The sequence below is a fragment of the Cupriavidus sp. FW306-01-F10A genome (assembly GCF_058782785.1).
In genome coordinates this window covers 70,214-86,288 of record NZ_JBYSYA010000008.1, presented here as the reverse complement: position 1 = coordinate 86,288, position 16,075 = coordinate 70,214, and the positions used below count along the sequence as shown (strand labels likewise).

Below are 16,075 nucleotides of genomic sequence, written 5' to 3'. Positions count from 1 at the left end.
GAGGCTAAGTCTGGAAACTGCAGTGAAGGACGGTGAGGGGAGGCGGTGCGCGCGCCTCAGCTTCGGCGCGCAGCGCAACGCGAACCTCCGCCAGGACCACGCGCGTTGGCTCAAGCACGCGCATCAGCACCGGCATGAAGGCCGGAAGCTGCGGCGAAGCATGGTCGGCGTTCTTGGAATCGGCCTGGCAATGCGCCAGGCAAAGCCCGCCCTGGTCAATGCCGTGCTGGGTGTCGCTGGCGGCCATATCGGCGCAGGATTCGGTCATCGCCGCCATCGTGCCGCTGTGTTCCGCCTGGTAGCGGCTGCCGGTACAGGCGTACGCCGCCACTGCCAGCTGGGCTGCCAGGAAGACAACGAGGAGGAAGCCGGCGAACCATGGCCGGCGATGCGATTTGCCCACGAGAGCGGTGCCTGTTTTGGCGACAATATATCAGTGTTCGGCGCCACCAGGCAGCATCGCTACTGCGGCAGCTTGCCGCACAGGTGGGCCGTTCGCGAACATAGCGAACGGCCTGATGCTGCACTTTCGCATGTTTGCCTGCAGCGGCAACGTTGCCGTCCTGTGACACGTCACGGTGCCGAAATATTCGTCGTGCATCCTCCCGCCAAAACCAACGGGGAGGAAATATGAGGCGTCTTTCAATACTGGCAGCCCCGCTGCTGGCGCTGGCCGTGGCGTCGTGCGGCAGCGATGATGACAACAATGCGCCGGTCACGCAGCCGCCGGCTGCCGGCAGCACCGCGCCCACGAAGAACGTCGTGTTCTTCCTTGGCGACGGCATGGGCATGACGACCATGACCGCGGCGCGGATCTACAAGGTCGGCGAGGATGGGGACCTGACCATGGACACGCTCCCCGAGAGCGGGTTTATCCGGACCTATTCGAACAACGCGCAGGTGACCGACAGCGCGCCGTCGATGGCGGCCTACATGACCGGCGTCAAAATGAACAACGAAGTCATCTCGATGACGCCGGAGACCAATGCCTTCGACGCCAGCGGCAAGGACTACCTGTCCGGCGCGGACAGCACCTGTCCGGCTTCCGGCAACGGCCAGAGCGTGCCGACGCTGCTCGAGCAGATGAAGGCGGCAGGCTACGGCACCGGCGTGGTCACCACCACCCGCATCACGCACGCAACCCCCGCCACGACCTACGCGCACGTGTGCCACCGCGACGCCGAGAACACCATCGCCGCGCAACTGGTGCCGAACGGCGCCGGCTACAACAGCGCGCTTGGCGATGGCGTCGATGTGATCGTCGGCGGCGGCCGCAAGCACTTCCAGAACAAGGCCGCGGGCGGCGCCCGCACCGACGGCCGCGACCTGGTTGGCGAACTGACCAAGGCCGGCTATACCTACGCTTCCAGCAAGGCCGAGTTCGACAAGATCGACGCCGCCAGCGCGAAGAAGGTGGCAGGGCTGTTCACGTCCAGCCATATGGCCTACGACCTGGACCGCGTGCCCGGCGATGAACCGAGCCTGGCGGAGATGACCGGCAAGGCCATCGACGTGCTTGCCGCGAAGAAGAAGGGCTTCTTCCTGATGGTGGAAGGCGGCCGCATCGACCACGCATTGCATGAAACCACCGCGCGCAAGGCGCTGCAGGACACCGTGGCCTTCGACACCGCGATCAAGACTGCGATCGACAAGCTCAACGTGATCGACCCGGGCCTGAAGAACACGCTGATCGTCGTCACCGCCGACCATGACCACACGCTGGTGCTGAACGGCTACGCCAAGCGCACCGGCCCCACCAGCGACAGCAACCCCGGCGTGCTGGGCCTGCTGAAGAACTACGTGACCGGCGCACTGTCCACGGACTCCGGCGGCAATCCCTTCACCATCATCGGTTTCGGCACCGGCGAGAACCGCCCGGCCACGCGCACCGCGCTGACCGATGCACAGGTCTACGACAAGAGCTATCACCAGGAAGCGGCGATCCCGATGGCGGCGGGTGGCGAGACCCATGGCGGCACCGATGTCTTTATCGGCGCACTGGGCAACGGCGCCGAATCCTTCACCGGTGTGATGGACAACACCGACGTGTTCGGCCTGATCAAGACGGCCATCGGCCTCTAAGCCACTATCGCTGACGGAATAACGCCATGAAACTCATCATTCGTACCGGCCTGTCCGCAGCCGCGGCTGCCTGCGCCTGCATTGCCTTCCCTGCGCAAGCCGCGGGCGAGGCCAAGAATGTCATCTTCTTCCTGGGCGACGGCATGGGCCCGACCACCGTCACCGCTTCGCGCATCTACAAGTATGGCGAGACCGGCAAGCTCAACATGGAGTCGCTCAAGCGCACCGCGCGCGTGAAGACGTATTCGAACGACGCGCAGACCACCGACAGCGCGCCGTCGATGGCGGCCTACATGACCGGCGTGAAGATGAACAACGAAGTCATCTCGATGTCGGCCGATACCAAGGCCAGCGACGGCACCGGCAAGGCCTATGTGACCAGCGCCGGCGACAGCACCTGTCCCAGCGGCAACGGCGCGCCGGTCGTGACCGTGCTGGAACTGGCCAAGGCCGCCGGCAAGTCGGTCGGCGCGGTGACCACCACGCGCGTGACCCACGCAACGCCGGCGGCCACTTTCTCGCACGTCTGCCACCGCGACGGCGAGAACAATATCGCCGCGCAGGCAACGCCCGGCAACGCCGGCTACAACACCGCGCTCAAGGACGGCCTGGACGTGCTGCTTGGCGGCGGCCGCCGCCAGTTCCTGCCCAGCGCCGCGGGTGGCAAGCGCACCGATGGCGTCGACCTGACCACGCAGTTCCCGGGCTACACCTACGTGACCACCGGCACCGCGTTCAAGGCCGTGGACCCGGCATCGACCAACAAGCTGCTCGGCCTGTTCAACATGGACCACCTCAACTACGAGCTGGACCGCGTCAAGAACAATGTCGACGAGCCCAGCCTGGCCGACATGACCGAGAAGGCCATCCGCATCCTGCAGAAGAACGGCAACGGCTATTTCCTGATGGTGGAGGGCGGCCGGATCGACCATGCGCTGCATGGCACCAACGCCAAGCGCGCGCTGGAAGACACGATCGCGTTTGACGATGCCATCAAGCGTGCGCTGTCGATGGTGGACCTGTCGAACACGATGATCGTGGTCACTGCCGACCACGACCATACGATGACGATCAACGGCTACTCGCATCGCGGCAACCCGATCCTGGGCACGGCAACGGACATCAAGACCAGGCAGCCGGCCACGGCGGCCGACGGCCTGCCTTACACCACGCTGGTGTTCGGCAACGGCGGCGGTCCGCGCAAGACCCCGCGCGACAACCCCGCGCTGGTGGACACCACGGCCGACGGCTACCTGCAGGAAGTTGGCGTCAACCTTGGCTCGCCGGGCTCGGAAACCCACGGCGGCGGCGATGTGATGCTGTTCTCGACGGGGCCGGGCAACGCCGCGCTCAAGGGCACCATCGACAACACCAAGGTGTTCAGCGTCGTGAAGTCCGCGCTGGGCCTGTGATGCCGGCCGCGGCCTTGCTGCACGACTGAGCACAGGGTCTTTTGATGCCATGCGCGCGCCGGTTGCCGGCGTGCGCATTTTCGCTTTCTGAACGGATTTCATGAAAACCAAGCAAGCCACTCCCGTCCTCGCACTGCTGCTGGTTTCGGCAGCTTTCACCGCCGTGGCGGCGGAGCCGTCCAGGGCCTCCGGCCCGCTGGCGCTGCGCGTGCAGCATGAGTTGTCGGCGCTCGGGGCCGACGGCGTGCGCCGCGACATCTACTTCACCGAACGTGTCTACCGCGAGGGCGGCACGGTCTGGATCGAGCGCGAGATCCCGCACGGGGCGCATGACGAAGCCGAACACGCCAAGGCAGACAAGGGCCACAAGCACATGGACATGTCGGCCGCGGCACGCTGGATCGAGCGGCAGCCGTCCGGCAAGCTGTCGGTGCGGCTGGTCAGCGACGCCATGCGCAAGACCTTCGAAGTCAGCCCGGCCGAATACGGCAACATCGGCTTCGACGGCTCATGGGCGACCGCCTACCACCTGCTGGATCCGGCAGCGCTCAAGACCATGAGCGCGAGCGGTCCTGCGCGCGGCGGTGTGCAGGAGTACCGCGCAAAGCGCGGCGATGAACAGGTGACGGTCCAGTGGGACGTGGCCGGCCAGTATCCGCGCCTGGTCCAGTCGCGCAATGCCAGCGGCACGCAGAAGAAGATCACGCGCGTGACCGCCGCTGCCTTGCCGCAACCCGCTCCGTGGAACCGCACCCGGCCCTATGCAAAAGGTGAGTACACGGATCTGATGGACTAGGACGCCGATGGCGACCTATCCCGCCTCGACCCGCGCGCAGTACGCCTCGATGGTCCGCTTCCATGCGGGCCGAGCCAGGCACCGGTCCCGATACGACGCGACTCCCGGATACGGCGCGATCAATCCCTGGTCCTTGATGCCAGAGAGGAGCACGTGCGCCATCAGGATGTCGGCAACGGTGAAATCCTTGGTCGCGACGAAGTCGCGGTCAGCGAACCAGCGCTCCAGGTTCGTCAGCACCCGATTCACCCAGCCGACCAGGAACTCGCGGTGCTTGCCGCAGCTGCCATCCGCCGTCCAGTCGAGCACCATCAGGCTGAGCAGCGGCGGCTCGACCGAGTTCATCGCGGCGAAGCACCAGCGCACCACCTGCGCCTCGTCGGCGCGATCGGCGGGGATCAGGCGGCCGGACTTCTTCGCCAGGTAGACGAGGATGGCGGCGGATTCGGACAGCACCAAGCCGTCGTCGTCGATCGACGGGATCTGTTCGAACGGGCTGAGCCGGCGATAGGCGTCGGTGCTCAGGTCGTGTGCAGGATGGTCCATGCCGGCCAGCTCGAACGGCAGTTGCATCTCTTCGAGCGCCCACAGCACGCGCAGGTCGCGGGTGTGGCCGCGCGCGCCAGCATTGACCTTCGAAAAGCCGTAGAGCTTGAGCATGGAGACGCTCCTTGGTTGAAGCTGCCGTGCTGCGAAGAGTTGCGACATTCTAACTCGGTGCCGGCAGCGCTTCGCAGGATCAGGCATTGCATCAATCCCATATTTCCAGTATTGTAGAAATATGGAAGAGAATGATGTTGTCCGCTCCCTTGCTGCATTGGCCCACGGGCTGCGTCTCCAGGTCTTTCGGATGCTGGTCGTCGCCGGCCCGGGTGGCATGACACCCGGCGCGATGGTCGAGCGGCTGGGCGTGCCTGCGGCCACCTTGTCGTTCCACCTGAAGGAACTGGCGCACGCCGGCCTGGTGACGCAGGAGCGCGACGGACGCAACCTGATCTACCGCGCCGCTTTCGCGCATATGAATGCATTGCTCGGCTACCTGACCGCCAATTGCTGCGAAGGCGTCGAGGAAGCCGCGGTTTCCTGTCACTGCTGATGGAGATGTTCCGATGAAGCGCTTTCACGTTCACGTCCATGTCGACGACCTAGGCAAGAGTATTGCCTTCTATTCGAAGCTCTTTGCCGCTGAACCGACGCGAGTCGAGAGCGACTACGCCAAATGGATGCTCGAGGATCCGCGCATCAACTTCGCGATCTCCACGCGCGGCCAGGGGACGGGCGTCGACCATCTCGGTTTCCAGACCGATGACGCCGCCGAGCTTGCCGAACTGAAAGCGCGCGCCGAGGCGGCCGACATGGCGCTGCTGGACCAGGGTGAAACCACCTGCTGCTATGCGCGCAGCGAAAAGCACTGGGTCACCGATCCGCAGGGCATTGCCTGGGAGCACTTCCATACGCTGGGCAATGTCCCGGTATTCGGCGAAGGCAAGGCCGAAGCGGCGTCCGCCGAAGGCTCCGCCTGCTGTGCCCCGCGTGCCGCGCGCGGCAAGCCGATCGGGATTGCGGTGAACTCCAACTCGTCGTGCTGCTGAGCACGCTCTCTCCATGACCACCAACGTTCTGATCCTTTGCACCCATAACTCCGCGCGCAGCGTGCTGAGCGAAGGGATGCTCAACCATTGGGCCAGCAAGCTCGGCAAGGATGTGCGCGCCTTCAGCGCCGGCAGCGCACCGAGCGGGCGCCTGAACCCGTTCGCACTGGAAGCGCTGACCAATGCCGGCGTCGACGTGAGCGGCTATCGCAGCAAGAGCTGGGACGAATTTGTCGGCGACAACGCGCCGGAAATGCGGATCGTGATCACGGTCTGCGACAGCGCCGCGGCGGAACAGTGCCCGTATTGGCCGGGCAGCCCGGTCAAGGTGCACTGGGGCTATGCCGATCCGTCCAACGCCCTGGGCGGCGACGAAGGCAAGCGGCTGGCATTCGAGCTGACGCGCGAGGCCATTGGCTACCGCATGCTGCAACTGCTGGCGTTGCCGCTGCAAGGGATGAACAATGCGCAGCTGCAGGACGCGCTCAACGCGATCGCGAAGAACTGAAGGCGCCGGAACTCCAATGAATCAGAACGCAACCACCCACGCCCCCATTTCGACGAAGCCCGCCATTGGCTTCTTTGAACGCTACCTGACCATCTGGGTGGCCCTGTGCATCGTCGTCGGGATTGCGCTGGGGCAGGCGATGCCGGGCGCGTTCCAGGCGATCGGCAGCATGGAGTACGCCCAGGTGAACCTGCCGGTCGGCATCCTCATCTGGATCATGATTATCCCGATGCTGCTGAAGATCGACTTCAGCGCACTGGGCCAGGTGAAATCCCACTGGCGCGGCATCGGTGTGACGCTGTTCATCAACTGGGCGGTCAAGCCGTTCTCGATGGCGCTGCTGGGCTGGCTGTTCGTGCGGCACCTGTTTGCGCCCATGCTGCCCGCCGAGCAGCTCGACAGCTATATCGCCGGGCTGATCCTGCTGGCTGCGGCGCCGTGCACGGCTATGGTGTTCGTGTGGAGCCAGCTCTGCAAGGGTGACCCGTATTTCACGCTGTCGCAGGTGGCGCTGAACGATGCCATCATGGTGGTGGCGTTCGCGCCGGTGGTGGCGTTGCTGCTTGGCCTGTCGTCGATCACGGTGCCGTGGGATACGCTGCTGACGTCGGTGGCGCTGTATATCGTGGTGCCGGTGGCGATTTCGCAGGTGCTGCGCAAGCTGCTGCTGAGCAAGGGCGTGGCGCATTTCCAGCGGGTCGTGGGCAAGCTCGGACCGTATTCAATCGCCGCGCTGCTGCTGACACTGGTGCTGCTGTTCGCCTTCCAGGGCCAGGCCATCATCGAGCAACCGCTGGTGATCGCGCTGCTGGCCGTGCCCATCCTGATCCAGGTGTTCCTGAACTCCGGCCTGGCGTATCTGCTGAACCGGAAACTGGGTGTGGCGCATTGCGTGGCGGGCCCGTCCTCGCTGATCGGCGCCAGCAATTTCTTCGAGCTGGCCGTGGCGACGGCCATCAGCCTGTTCGGCTTCAAGTCCGGGGCGGCGCTGGCAACGGTGGTCGGCGTGCTGATTGAAGTGCCGGTCATGCTGCTGGTGGTCAGCATCGTCAATCGGACCCAAGGCTGGTATGAAGCGGGGCGCAAGGCCTGACGCCCGCCCCAAGGCGCTCCGATCCCGGCGGCCGTGATGCTCAGGCCGCCATGGCTCAGGCCGCTTCGGACGAGACGCCGCGGCGTCTGGTGGCCGCCGGCTTGCATGCCACTTCCGGCACGCCGCAGCCCTGCGGATTGCCTTGGCAGCAATGTTCCGTCAGGAAGGCAATGAGCGCGTTCATCGTCTCGAATTGCGCCCGATAGATCACGAACTTGCCTTCCTGCGTATTCTTGATGAGACCCGCGTGGACCAGTTCTTTCAGATGGAAGGACAGCGTCGCGGGTGCGACACCCAGCGCTTCGCGGATTCGGCCCGCGCTGACGCCGTCCGGGCCGGCCTGGACCAGCAAGCGGAAGATCGCCAATCGGGAATCCTGGGCAAGTGCAGCGAGCGCTGCTACGGCGGTTTCATTCTTCATGGCTCGAACTGTAGAGGTACCGGCACGGCCCGCGCAAGTCAGGTGCTGCCGGATTCAACTATTCTGATTGGATCCTGCTTCCGGCGCCCGCCGCCGCCGCGGCTCCCGCTTCGGGGTCTTGTGGCGCCAACGATTCCTTCAAGGAGAACCACAATGCGTGTCATGGTGATGGTGAAGGCCACGAGCGAGTCAGAAAGCGGCAAGATGCCAAGCACGGAGTTGCTTGCGGCAATGGGCAAGTTCAATGAAGAACTCGTCAACGCGGGCGTCATGCTTGCGGGCGAGGGCTTGCACCCTAGCGCAAGGGGAAAGCGGGTGCGCTTTTCGGGCGATCAGCGGACTGTGACGGACGGGCCGTTCCCGCAGACCAACGAACTCGTTGCCGGATTCTGGTTGTGGCAAGTCGAGTCAATGGATGAGGCTGTCGAATGGGTCAGGCGCTGCCCCAACCCCATGGAAAGCGAGTCCGAAATTGAAATTCGCCCGCTGTTCGAGGTCGAGGACTTCGGTGCTGAACTCACGCCAGAACTGCGGGAGCAGGAAGAGCGGCTGCGCGCTGAAGTTGAAGGGCTTGCGAACAAGGCGCGCTGACGGCAGCCCAAACGCACAGGGCGAGGCGGTTGCCTCGCCGCCCAACGCTGGTTCTTTCGGCGTTGTCCATCTCCACGGCATGGAGCACCGTAGACCTGGGTGTCCTCTTGCGGGGCGCGCCGAATGCAAAAGGTGTGCGCGTCCATCGACCGTAGTCATCTCTTCGGCGGCTGATCTCGCCCCTGAAGGCGACTTCTCATTGGCGGCCAACTGATCCTGGACCCAGGCGCGTTGGCCTTTGAGAACGGTCCCGTGCTTCTTTGGCCTTGACCTTCCAACGATGGGAACCTCTAAGCTGGGGGCATCAGGCGTGACATGGACGTCCCACCGCGAACGGCCGTCGTCGTCGCATCATGAGCGTGTCATGAAGGTAAAGGGCACGCCGGATGACGCAGTGGATGCCCGGCCGGCAACTGAAGGAAGCAGCCAGGATGAACAGGACAAGCAACGAACGCGATGCAACCGAGCCTGGCCGAAAAGGTCGGCTCCCAGACCGTGCTGTCCCAGATTGTCCAGATGGTGGCGCAAGCGCAGCGATCGAAGGCACCGATGCAGCGGATGGCCGACCAGGTTGCCGGCGTCTTCGTCCTCGGGGTCATCGGCATTGCGGTGCTGACCTTTGTCGCGTGGGGACTCTTCGGCCCCGAGCCGAGCCGGGTGTTCGGGCTGATCAATGCGGTCGCGGTGCTGATCATCGCATGTCCGTGCGCACTGGGTCTCGCCACGCCGATGTCAATCATGGTTGCAAGCGAAACTCTCGCAAGCGACCATTCGAAACATGAAGCAGAACCTCGGTTTTGCGTTCGCTTATAACGCCTTGGGCGTTCCGCTGGCGGCGGGCGTTCTGTATCCAATGACAGGCCTGTTGTTGTCGCCCATGATTGCGGCGCTGGCGATGAGCCTGAGTTCTGCCTCGGTCATGACCAATGCGCTGCGGCTCAGGAAGGCTGCTACGTGAGGCGTGCCGGCAGTTCTGGGGTGAAGTGGGCCCTACACATGTCATGCAAATGTCATGCACTGCAACATTTCTGCGTAAGCACATGTAAATATAGAGGCGTATAAAGCACTTTTATTGTCATGTTTTAAAGACTTTTTGGGTATGTACCTAGGGATTGAATTAGAAGAAAGCCTCTAGGATTCGCACTCGGATGCTGCGCTGCAGGATTGGTGGCGCTGCCAATCCGGAAGCCAAACCGAGGCGGATTCACGTTGCAAAACCTGTTGCGCGAATCCGTTCGATCAATCCACAGGAGATTTTGCATGTCCCCTTTTATGCCCGAGCAATTTGCTGCAGCGCAAAAGTCCAGTCTGAACCAACTGTTCGCGCTGACGAACATGGCTTTTGACGGCTTCCAGAAGTTGACCGAGTTGAACCTGCAGGCAGTCAGGACGACGCTTGCCGAAGGCCAGGGCAATATCGAAGCGGTGCTGGCCGGAAAGGACCTGCGTGAAGTGTTCGCCGTGCAGGGCAATCTGGCACAGCCTGCCGCGGAGAAGGCGGTTGCATATGCACGCCATGTGTACGAAATCGCATCGACCACGCAGGTGGAACTGACCAAGGCAGTCGAGGGCCAGTACGAACAGCACAACCGCAATGTGCAAGCCTTCGTTGACAACTTCGTGAAGAACGCGCCGGCCGGGTCTGAAGCGATCACCGCGCTGCTGCAATCGAGCGTTGCAGCCGCCAGCAGCACCTTTCAATCCTTCCAGGACGCCGCCAAGCAGACGGCTGAAGCCGCCAAGGCCAACTTTGCCAAGACCGCCGCAGCTGCCTCCGGCGCGGCCCAGCAGGCGGCGCCCCGCGCTTCCAAGCAGTAACGGCGTGCGGCTGGCCAAGCAGGCCAGGCCAGCGCGCTGAACATAGATCGCAGGCTTGCAGGCCAGGGGCATCAGCTGTCCTGGCTTGCAGCACTGCGACGCCAATCTTCCCGCATCGGCATACAAGCTGGGCCCGGAGTCATCCAGCCCGGCTCGCCCTCGCTTTGTTCGCGCCAGGGCAGCGGGAATGTGCTCGGGACAATCAGGCAAGAGCCCGTCCCGGCAAGGCAGGGGTCTTTCAACTTTACGAGAATGAAGCAGGCAGGATGATGAAGAGAATTGCACTGGTAACAGGTGGTATGGGTGGGCTGGGAGAAGCCATCAGCATCAAGCTGCACGACGCAGGCTATGCGGTGGTGGTGACGCACTCGCCGGGCAATGCGACCGCCCAGGACTGGCTTGCCGCGATGGCCGCCAGCGGCCGCGAGATGCGCGCCTACGAGGTGGATGTATCCGACTACGATGCCTGCCAGGCTTGCGCCGCGCAGATCCTGGCTGACGTAGGCCGCGTGGATATCCTGGTGAACAACGCCGGCATTACCCGCGACATGGCCTTCAAGAAGATGGACAAGCCGAACTGGGACGCCGTGATGCGGACCAATCTCGACTCGGTATTCAATCTCACCAAGCCGCTTTGCGAAGGCATGGTCGAACGCGGCTGGGGACGCATCATCAACATCTCGTCGGTCAACGCATCCAAGGGCGCCTTCGGACAGACCAACTATGCCGCCGCCAAGGCCGGGATGCACGGCTTCACCAAGTCGCTGGCGCTGGAAGTGGCAAGGAAGGGCGTGACCGTCAACACCGTCTCTCCGGGCTACCTTGCCACCAAGATGGTCAACGCCGTGCCCAAGGAAATCATGGAGACCAAGATCCTGCCGCAGATTCCGGTCGGCCGCGTCGGCAAGCCGGAAGAAGTCGCAGCGCTGGTTGCCTACCTGTGCTCGGAGGAAGCGGCCTACGTGACCGGGTCCAATATCGCCATCAACGGCGGGCAGCACATGCAGTAAGGGCGCTGGGCCAGGCGCCGCCAGGTGAATGCGCGGCCGTAGGCCCCCGCCCCCCGGTAACTGAGGCTTATGCCTCAGTTACTTCTTCTCCGGCATGGCTGACGAGTGATGGCTTGTAATCAGCCATTGCTTGCCATCCCAGTGATAGGTGTAGGTATAGCGGGCCTTCACCACGGTTCCCGTTCGTGCGAAGGTGAAGGTGTAGAGGCCGGAATCCACGGCGGAATTGCATCTCAGTTCAATGCTGCGGAAGTCGATCTTCCCGGATGGACCGTCTTGCAGGAAGTGATGGAAATAGTCTTCTTTCTCCGCGACGGTCAAGCGGGGCTTGTTGGATACCGTCGGCAGAAGAATGGACCGTTCCGCATAGTTGGCCACCACCTTGTGTGGATCGCCTGTCTGCAGTGACCGGTTCCATCGATCAAACAACGCCGCAATCTCCTGCTCCGACGTCACCTTGCAGCTTTCCGTGCGCGATGCCTGCGCCGTGCCTGGCGTGCCCTGGTTCATGGCGCATCCCGCAAGCACGAACGCCAGGGCAGCAATGCGAAATAGCTTCATGGCAGGGCTCCTCAGGTTAGGGGGCGCGAGAGCCAGGGGACACTGCCTGAAGTATGGTACATCCCGCAAGCGTTACCTACCCCGCTTGCTTGCGGAATGCCCAGCGCCCGGCCAGCACCGTGAAACTTGCCACCAGCGCCACCAGTACCCAAAAGCCGTGCGGGTGTTCGGCCAGCGGAATGCCGCCCACATTCATGCCGAAAAAACCGGCCACGATATTGATCGGAAGCGCCAGTACTGTCACCAGCGTCAGCGTGAACAGCGTGCGGTTGGTTTGCTCGTTGAGCTTGGCGGCAATTTCTTCCTGCAACAGCTTGATGCGTTCGACCAGCGCCGCCAAGTCGTTGAGCACCAGCGAGAATTCCTCGGTCGATTCACGCAACTCCTGCAGGTCCGATTCCTGCAGCCAGGCCGGCGGCCGGTTCAGTAGCCGGAACAGGGCGCCGGGCTCGGGCGCCAGCAGCCGTTGCAGCCGCACCAGCCCGCGCCGCATCGAACCCAGGTCGGCGCGGTTGCCTTGCAGGCGCTGCGACAGCAACTGGTCTTCGATCTGGTCGACGTTCACACCGGTCTCGCGCACGATCTGCACCAGCACGTCGGCCTGGTCACGCAGCAGGTGCACCACAAGGTCCAGTGGCGAGCGGAAGGCCTCGCCGCGCCGCACCGCCTCGCGCAGCCGGTCCACGGAACGCAGCGGCCTGGCGCGGGCCGTCACCAGCAGGCGGTGGTCGGCATGGGCCCAGAGCGTGGAGATATCCGTCGAGGTGACGCCGAAGTTGTAGATCACGTCGTTGACCACGGCCAGCAGGGCGGCGTCGAGGCGCTCGATCCGCGTCGAGCGCGAACCTTGCCGCAGGGCCTCGAAGAATTCGTCAGGCAGGGCCAGCTGGCCCTTCATCCAGCGCTCGCACGCGCTGTGCGACAGGTTGAAATGCAGCCACAGGAACGGGCGATGGTGCACGGCGTCCGGCGGTTCTGACGGCATCTGCTGCAGCCATGCCGCCGCGGCACGGGAATCGATCTCGCGCACCGGCCCGCCGGGTTCGAACAAGAAACCGCTGACCAGACCGACCGGGTCCGACCCATAGCCGGCCTCGACAATGCCCGCTTGCATGCAAACGCCCTCCACATCAAATGTGCCTTGCGCGACGTTAGCACAGCACGATGATAGTAGAGGGCCGCCGGATGCCTACCAGCCAAAACGATAGTCCCTGGTCGGATGCAGCCACCACTTTCCGTTCCCGGGCAGTTCCAGCACCTGGTGGTGGAATTTCAGCAGCGTGGGCCGGTGGCTGACGCTGACAAGCGTCGACTGCATGTCGGCGAGCAGCTGGTACATGGCTTCCTCATTGCTGATATCCAGGGCACTGGTCGCTTCGTCCAGCATGACATAGCGCGGCTTTGACAGCAGTACGCGGGCGATGGTCAGCCGCTGCTGCTCGCCAAGGGACAGGACTTTGCCCCAGTCCACTTCCGTGTCCAGGCCGCCAAAGCGGCCAGCGAGGTCCTTCAGGTTGACCGTTTCCAGCAACTTCAGAAGCTCCTCGTCAGGGATTCGCTGGCCAATGTGGTTCGGGTACAGCAACTGGCTGCGCAGGCTGCCGACCACCATGTAAGGATGCTGCGGCAGGAACAGCATTTCCTGCGGCATTGGCCGCACGATGCATCCCGTGCCGTTGTTCCACAATCCGGCGATCGCGCGCATCAGCGAACTCTTGCCGCCGCCGCTGGCGCCGACGATAAGCAGGCCCTCTCCCGGGTTGACCGACAGCGTCAGGTCGGTGACCAGCGTCCGCTCCTGATTCGGCGTGCGCAAGGTCACATGTTCCAGCGCCAGGCGGGAGTCATGGATGGACTCGATCGTGGTGGCCGGCTTCACGGAGGCTGCTGCCGTACCGGTCAGCGAGATGGAGAATGTGTCCAGTCGATCCAGCCCCGCCACGAAGCGGCTCAGGTCTTCAAAGTTGTCGACGATCACGGTCAGCGCGTTCAGGATGGCGGCGAACGCGCCGGCCGCCTGGATGGCGCTGCCGACTTCAAGCTCGCCGGAAAGCACGCGTGAAGCGACGATGGCGCTGGGCAGCAGGATGGTCAGGAAGCCATAGGCATACTGGAACATGTTCAGGCTCAGCTGCCACTTGATGAGCCGGTCGAAATTCTGGAAGGCCTTGCCAAAACGGCCGCTCACATGGGATGACTCCAGCGCCTCGCCGCGATAGAACGCAATGGACTCGGCGTTCTCACGCACCCGGATCAGGCTGAAGCGGAAATCCGCCTCCCGCCTTAGCTGGAAGAAGTTCAGGCCGATCAGGACGCGGCCGAAGAAGAAGATGGAGATAAATGTACCGGCGATGGCATAAATGACAAGAAAGTAGACCAGCTCTCTTGAGATCGACCACAGGACGGCGCTGAAGGCGATGAGCTGCAGCAGCGCGCCGATACCGATTGAAAGGAAGAACAGGGATTGCCGCGTGAAGGTATTGATGTCTTCGGCGATGCGCTGGTCCGGATTGTCGATCGCGGCATCTGAATTGAGCTTGTAGTAGACCCGGCCCTTGAAATACCCGTCCAGATAGTGATACGTCAGCCAGCGTCTCCAGAGCAGGCCCAGCTTGTTCCTCAGGTAGTAATAGACCGCGTAGATGGGGACTGCCACCATCAGGATATAGAGACACTTCCTGATCGAGGCCCAGAAACGATCCGCGTCTTGCGCTGCCAGGGCCGAGGTGAATTCACCGGTTTGCTGGACGATCAGTACCTCGGACTGGGTCTGGCCCAACAGCAGCAGGATCAGCAGGACCAGCAAGCCGGAGGCTTTCCATTTTTCCCGCGAGAACCAGTAAAGTTTTGCAATGGCCCAGTATCGGGTCCACACATGCCGGGTGGAAGTGACGGGACGTTTCCCTGGGGCCGAAGTGGTGCCGGTGACCCGCGACTCAGGAACGGCGCTCATATCCCATCTCCCAGCACTAACCGGATTGCATACTCGCCACATGCCCGGCGCGGGACACGTGGGAGAACGGCAGAAGACTATTAATAAAATATAGGCTAGCAGAATCGATGCCTGGCTGATTCGTGGTCCCTGCCCGCAGTCAAGGACCCGACCCCGGACAGGCGAGCGGAGATCTGGCTTGACGCACGCCCGGAACCTGATTCCAATCCGGAAGTGACCTTTCCGCTATGACAGCCCCTCCGCATGGACCGCTTCGACGCGCTGCAACTCTTTACCCGGATCGTGGAACTGGGCTCCTTCACCGGCGCCGCCAGCGCGCTGGACATGCCACGCGCCACCGCCACGCACGCCATCAAGGAACTTGAGGCCCGCGTCGGCGCGCGCCTGCTGGAGCGCACCACGCGCCAGGTGCGCCCCACGCTGGACGGGCAGGCGTTCTATGAGCGCAGCAAGCGCGTGCTGCAGGACCTGGAAGACGCCGAGACCTCGCTCAGCACGCAGGTGGCCAACCCGCGCGGCCCGCTGCGGCTGGACCTGCATGGCACCCACGCCACCATGATCATCCTGCCGCGCATCGGCGAGTTCCGGGAGCGCTATCCGCATATCGACCTGATCGTCAGCAGCGGCGACCGGCTGGTCGACCTGGTCGGGGAGGGCATCGATTGCGTGGTGCGTGCCGGGCGGCCGCGCGATTCCTCGCTGGTGGCCCGGCGGCTGGCGGATATGCCGGAGGTGCTGTGCGCCAGCCCCGCATACCTGGCCGCGCACGGCACGCCGCAACACCCGTCTGAGCTGGCGCAGCACATCGGCGTGGGGTTCTTCTCGCGCAACCATGACCACCGTTATCCCTTCACGCTGACCGTCGATGGCGAGGTGCGGGAGTTCAAGGCGCGCGGCTGGATCTCGGTAAGCGATGCCGAGTGCTATACCAGCGCGGCGCTGGCCGGCTGCGGCCTGATCCAAGTGCCGCGCTTCCGCGTGGAAGAGCACCTGCGCGCGGGACGGCTGGTGCCGGTGCTTGAGGCCTGGCCGTGCCCGGACTTGCCGGTGTCGGCGCTGTATCCGTTCCACCGGCAGCTGGCACCGCGGGTGCGGGTGTTTGTCGATTGGGTGGCGGGGTTGTACGTGGAGCGGTTCGGGCCGCTCCGGGGCGCGGCCTGAGGCACCAACGCGCCGCAATCAGGCCGCCGCGGGGCGCGGCACCGGCCGTGCCGGCGCGGGTGCGGCTTGCGCCGGCT

The 16,075-nt window shown here is 63.7% G+C and carries 18 protein-coding genes and 1 pseudogene; 13 read left to right on the top strand and 6 right to left on the bottom strand.

Annotated features, from left to right (window positions below; all coding sequences use genetic code 11):
- Positions 1-4: 4 nt before the first annotated feature.
- Positions 5-403 (bottom strand): hypothetical protein, encoded by a 399-nt coding sequence (locus tag AC3WLF_RS14045; protein ID WP_492358402.1) that lies wholly within the window; start codon positions 401-403, stop codon positions 5-7.
- A gap of 227 nt (positions 404-630) precedes the next feature.
- Between AC3WLF_RS14045 and AC3WLF_RS14040 the strand changes: the two genes are divergently transcribed.
- The 3 genes from AC3WLF_RS14040 (at position 631) to AC3WLF_RS14030 (ending at position 4,290) form a co-directional block, all read left to right on the top strand.
- Positions 631-2,082 (top strand): alkaline phosphatase, encoded by a 1,452-nt coding sequence (locus AC3WLF_RS14040; RefSeq protein ID WP_492358401.1) that lies wholly within the window; start codon positions 631-633, stop codon positions 2,080-2,082.
- A gap of 26 nt (positions 2,083-2,108) precedes the next feature.
- Positions 2,109-3,494, top strand: coding sequence for an alkaline phosphatase (locus AC3WLF_RS14035; protein ID WP_492358400.1), 1,386 nt, complete (start codon positions 2,109-2,111; stop codon positions 3,492-3,494).
- Between the two features lie 100 nt (positions 3,495-3,594).
- Positions 3,595-4,290, top strand: coding sequence for a hypothetical protein (locus AC3WLF_RS14030; protein WP_492352734.1), 696 nt, complete (start codon positions 3,595-3,597; stop codon positions 4,288-4,290).
- Between the two features lie 15 nt (positions 4,291-4,305).
- Here AC3WLF_RS14030 and AC3WLF_RS14025 read toward each other — a convergent pair whose 3' ends face one another.
- Complete coding sequence (locus AC3WLF_RS14025) at positions 4,306-4,950, bottom strand: glutathione S-transferase family protein (protein ID WP_492358399.1); 645 nt, start codon at positions 4,948-4,950, stop codon at positions 4,306-4,308.
- Between the two features lie 121 nt (positions 4,951-5,071).
- On the opposite strand from AC3WLF_RS14025, the gene AC3WLF_RS14020 reads away from it, so the two are divergent.
- Genes AC3WLF_RS14020 through arsB form a run of 4 tightly spaced genes read left to right on the top strand, consistent with a single transcriptional unit; the run spans position 5,072 to position 7,483 of the window.
- Positions 5,072-5,386 (top strand): ArsR/SmtB family transcription factor, encoded by a 315-nt coding sequence (locus AC3WLF_RS14020; RefSeq protein WP_013957060.1) that lies wholly within the window; start codon positions 5,072-5,074, stop codon positions 5,384-5,386.
- Between the two features lie 13 nt (positions 5,387-5,399).
- Entirely contained in the window at positions 5,400-5,882 is a 483-nt protein-coding gene (locus AC3WLF_RS14015) for an ArsI/CadI family heavy metal resistance metalloenzyme (protein ID WP_492317922.1), read from the top strand.
- 13 nt (positions 5,883-5,895) lie between these two features.
- Positions 5,896-6,390, top strand: coding sequence for an arsenate reductase ArsC (locus tag AC3WLF_RS14010; protein ID WP_492358398.1), 495 nt, complete (start codon positions 5,896-5,898; stop codon positions 6,388-6,390).
- 16 nt (positions 6,391-6,406) lie between these two features.
- Positions 6,407-7,483 carry an ACR3 family arsenite efflux transporter gene (gene arsB / locus AC3WLF_RS14005; RefSeq protein ID WP_492317920.1) on the top strand — a complete coding sequence of 359 codons (1,077 nt, stop codon included), beginning with the start codon at positions 6,407-6,409 and terminating at the stop codon, positions 7,481-7,483.
- A gap of 55 nt (positions 7,484-7,538) precedes the next feature.
- On the opposite strand, the gene AC3WLF_RS14000 is transcribed toward arsB, so the two are convergent.
- The gene (locus AC3WLF_RS14000; protein ID WP_492358397.1) at positions 7,539-7,904 is read right to left on the bottom strand and encodes an ArsR/SmtB family transcription factor; all 366 of its coding nucleotides are present in this window, start codon (positions 7,902-7,904) and stop codon (positions 7,539-7,541) included.
- Positions 7,905-8,057: 153 nt separating this feature from the next.
- Between AC3WLF_RS14000 and AC3WLF_RS13995 the strand changes: the two genes are divergently transcribed.
- The 5 genes and pseudogenes from AC3WLF_RS13995 (at position 8,058) to phbB (ending at position 11,323) form a co-directional block, all read left to right on the top strand.
- Positions 8,058-8,495, top strand: coding sequence for a YciI family protein (locus AC3WLF_RS13995; protein ID WP_492358396.1), 438 nt, complete (start codon positions 8,058-8,060; stop codon positions 8,493-8,495).
- A gap of 471 nt (positions 8,496-8,966) precedes the next feature.
- Positions 8,967-9,260 (top strand): annotated as a pseudogene (locus AC3WLF_RS13990) (copper-transporting ATPase); the annotation flags it as partial.
- Between the two features lie 13 nt (positions 9,261-9,273).
- Complete coding sequence (locus AC3WLF_RS13985) at positions 9,274-9,453, top strand: hypothetical protein (RefSeq protein ID WP_492352728.1); 180 nt, start codon at positions 9,274-9,276, stop codon at positions 9,451-9,453.
- 302 nt (positions 9,454-9,755) lie between these two features.
- On the top strand, positions 9,756-10,313 hold the full coding sequence (phaP3, locus tag AC3WLF_RS13980; protein ID WP_492317949.1) for a TIGR01841 family phasin PhaP3: 558 nt from the start codon (positions 9,756-9,758) through the stop codon (positions 10,311-10,313).
- Between the two features lie 266 nt (positions 10,314-10,579).
- Complete coding sequence (gene phbB, locus AC3WLF_RS13975; protein WP_035828351.1) at positions 10,580-11,323, top strand: acetoacetyl-CoA reductase; 744 nt, start codon at positions 10,580-10,582, stop codon at positions 11,321-11,323.
- A gap of 78 nt (positions 11,324-11,401) precedes the next feature.
- On the opposite strand, the gene AC3WLF_RS13970 is transcribed toward phbB, so the two are convergent.
- From AC3WLF_RS13970 to AC3WLF_RS13960, 3 genes are all read right to left on the bottom strand, one after another.
- Positions 11,402-11,884 (bottom strand): DUF4440 domain-containing protein, encoded by a 483-nt coding sequence (locus tag AC3WLF_RS13970; RefSeq protein WP_492352727.1) that lies wholly within the window; start codon positions 11,882-11,884, stop codon positions 11,402-11,404.
- Positions 11,885-11,960: 76 nt separating this feature from the next.
- Positions 11,961-12,998: a transporter gene (locus tag AC3WLF_RS13965; protein WP_492317916.1), complete on the bottom strand. Its 1,038-nt coding sequence runs from the start codon at positions 12,996-12,998 to the stop codon at positions 11,961-11,963.
- 75 nt (positions 12,999-13,073) lie between these two features.
- Positions 13,074-14,837: an ABC transporter ATP-binding protein/permease gene (locus AC3WLF_RS13960; RefSeq protein ID WP_492358436.1), complete on the bottom strand. Its 1,764-nt coding sequence runs from the start codon at positions 14,835-14,837 to the stop codon at positions 13,074-13,076.
- A 243-nt stretch (positions 14,838-15,080) separates the two neighbouring features.
- On the opposite strand from AC3WLF_RS13960, the gene AC3WLF_RS13955 reads away from it, so the two are divergent.
- Positions 15,081-15,998 carry a LysR family transcriptional regulator gene (locus AC3WLF_RS13955; RefSeq protein WP_492317914.1) on the top strand — a complete coding sequence of 306 codons (918 nt, stop codon included), beginning with the start codon at positions 15,081-15,083 and terminating at the stop codon, positions 15,996-15,998.
- Positions 15,999-16,075: the final 77 nt, after the last annotated feature.

What these genes read in the sequence shown, in the direction of transcription:
- AC3WLF_RS14000 (WP_492358397.1), bottom strand. Translation starts at nt 7,904, where the DNA reads ATGAAGAATGAAACCGCCGTAGCAGCGCTCGCTGCACTTGCCCAGGAT.
- AC3WLF_RS14025 (WP_492358399.1), bottom strand. Translation starts at nt 4,950, where the DNA reads ATGCTCAAGCTCTACGGCTTTTCGAAGGTCAATGCTGGCGCGCGCGGC.
- AC3WLF_RS13970 (WP_492352727.1), bottom strand. Translation starts at nt 11,884, where the DNA reads ATGAAGCTATTTCGCATTGCTGCCCTGGCGTTCGTGCTTGCGGGATGC.
- AC3WLF_RS13955 (WP_492317914.1), top strand. Translation starts at nt 15,081, where the DNA reads ATGGACCGCTTCGACGCGCTGCAACTCTTTACCCGGATCGTGGAACTG.
- AC3WLF_RS13965 (WP_492317916.1), bottom strand. Translation starts at nt 12,998, where the DNA reads ATGCAAGCGGGCATTGTCGAGGCCGGCTATGGGTCGGACCCGGTCGGT.
- AC3WLF_RS14030 (WP_492352734.1), top strand. Translation starts at nt 3,595, where the DNA reads ATGAAAACCAAGCAAGCCACTCCCGTCCTCGCACTGCTGCTGGTTTCG.
- AC3WLF_RS14040 (WP_492358401.1), top strand. Translation starts at nt 631, where the DNA reads ATGAGGCGTCTTTCAATACTGGCAGCCCCGCTGCTGGCGCTGGCCGTG.
- phaP3 (WP_492317949.1), top strand. Translation starts at nt 9,756, where the DNA reads ATGTCCCCTTTTATGCCCGAGCAATTTGCTGCAGCGCAAAAGTCCAGT.
- AC3WLF_RS13960 (WP_492358436.1), bottom strand. Translation starts at nt 14,837, where the DNA reads ATGAGCGCCGTTCCTGAGTCGCGGGTCACCGGCACCACTTCGGCCCCA.
- AC3WLF_RS14020 (WP_013957060.1), top strand. Translation starts at nt 5,072, where the DNA reads ATGGAAGAGAATGATGTTGTCCGCTCCCTTGCTGCATTGGCCCACGGG.
- AC3WLF_RS14010 (WP_492358398.1), top strand. Translation starts at nt 5,896, where the DNA reads ATGACCACCAACGTTCTGATCCTTTGCACCCATAACTCCGCGCGCAGC.
- AC3WLF_RS13985 (WP_492352728.1), top strand. Translation starts at nt 9,274, where the DNA reads ATGAAGCAGAACCTCGGTTTTGCGTTCGCTTATAACGCCTTGGGCGTT.
- AC3WLF_RS14035 (WP_492358400.1), top strand. Translation starts at nt 2,109, where the DNA reads ATGAAACTCATCATTCGTACCGGCCTGTCCGCAGCCGCGGCTGCCTGC.
- arsB (WP_492317920.1), top strand. Translation starts at nt 6,407, where the DNA reads ATGAATCAGAACGCAACCACCCACGCCCCCATTTCGACGAAGCCCGCC.
- AC3WLF_RS13995 (WP_492358396.1), top strand. Translation starts at nt 8,058, where the DNA reads ATGCGTGTCATGGTGATGGTGAAGGCCACGAGCGAGTCAGAAAGCGGC.
- phbB (WP_035828351.1), top strand. Translation starts at nt 10,580, where the DNA reads ATGATGAAGAGAATTGCACTGGTAACAGGTGGTATGGGTGGGCTGGGA.
- AC3WLF_RS14015 (WP_492317922.1), top strand. Translation starts at nt 5,400, where the DNA reads ATGAAGCGCTTTCACGTTCACGTCCATGTCGACGACCTAGGCAAGAGT.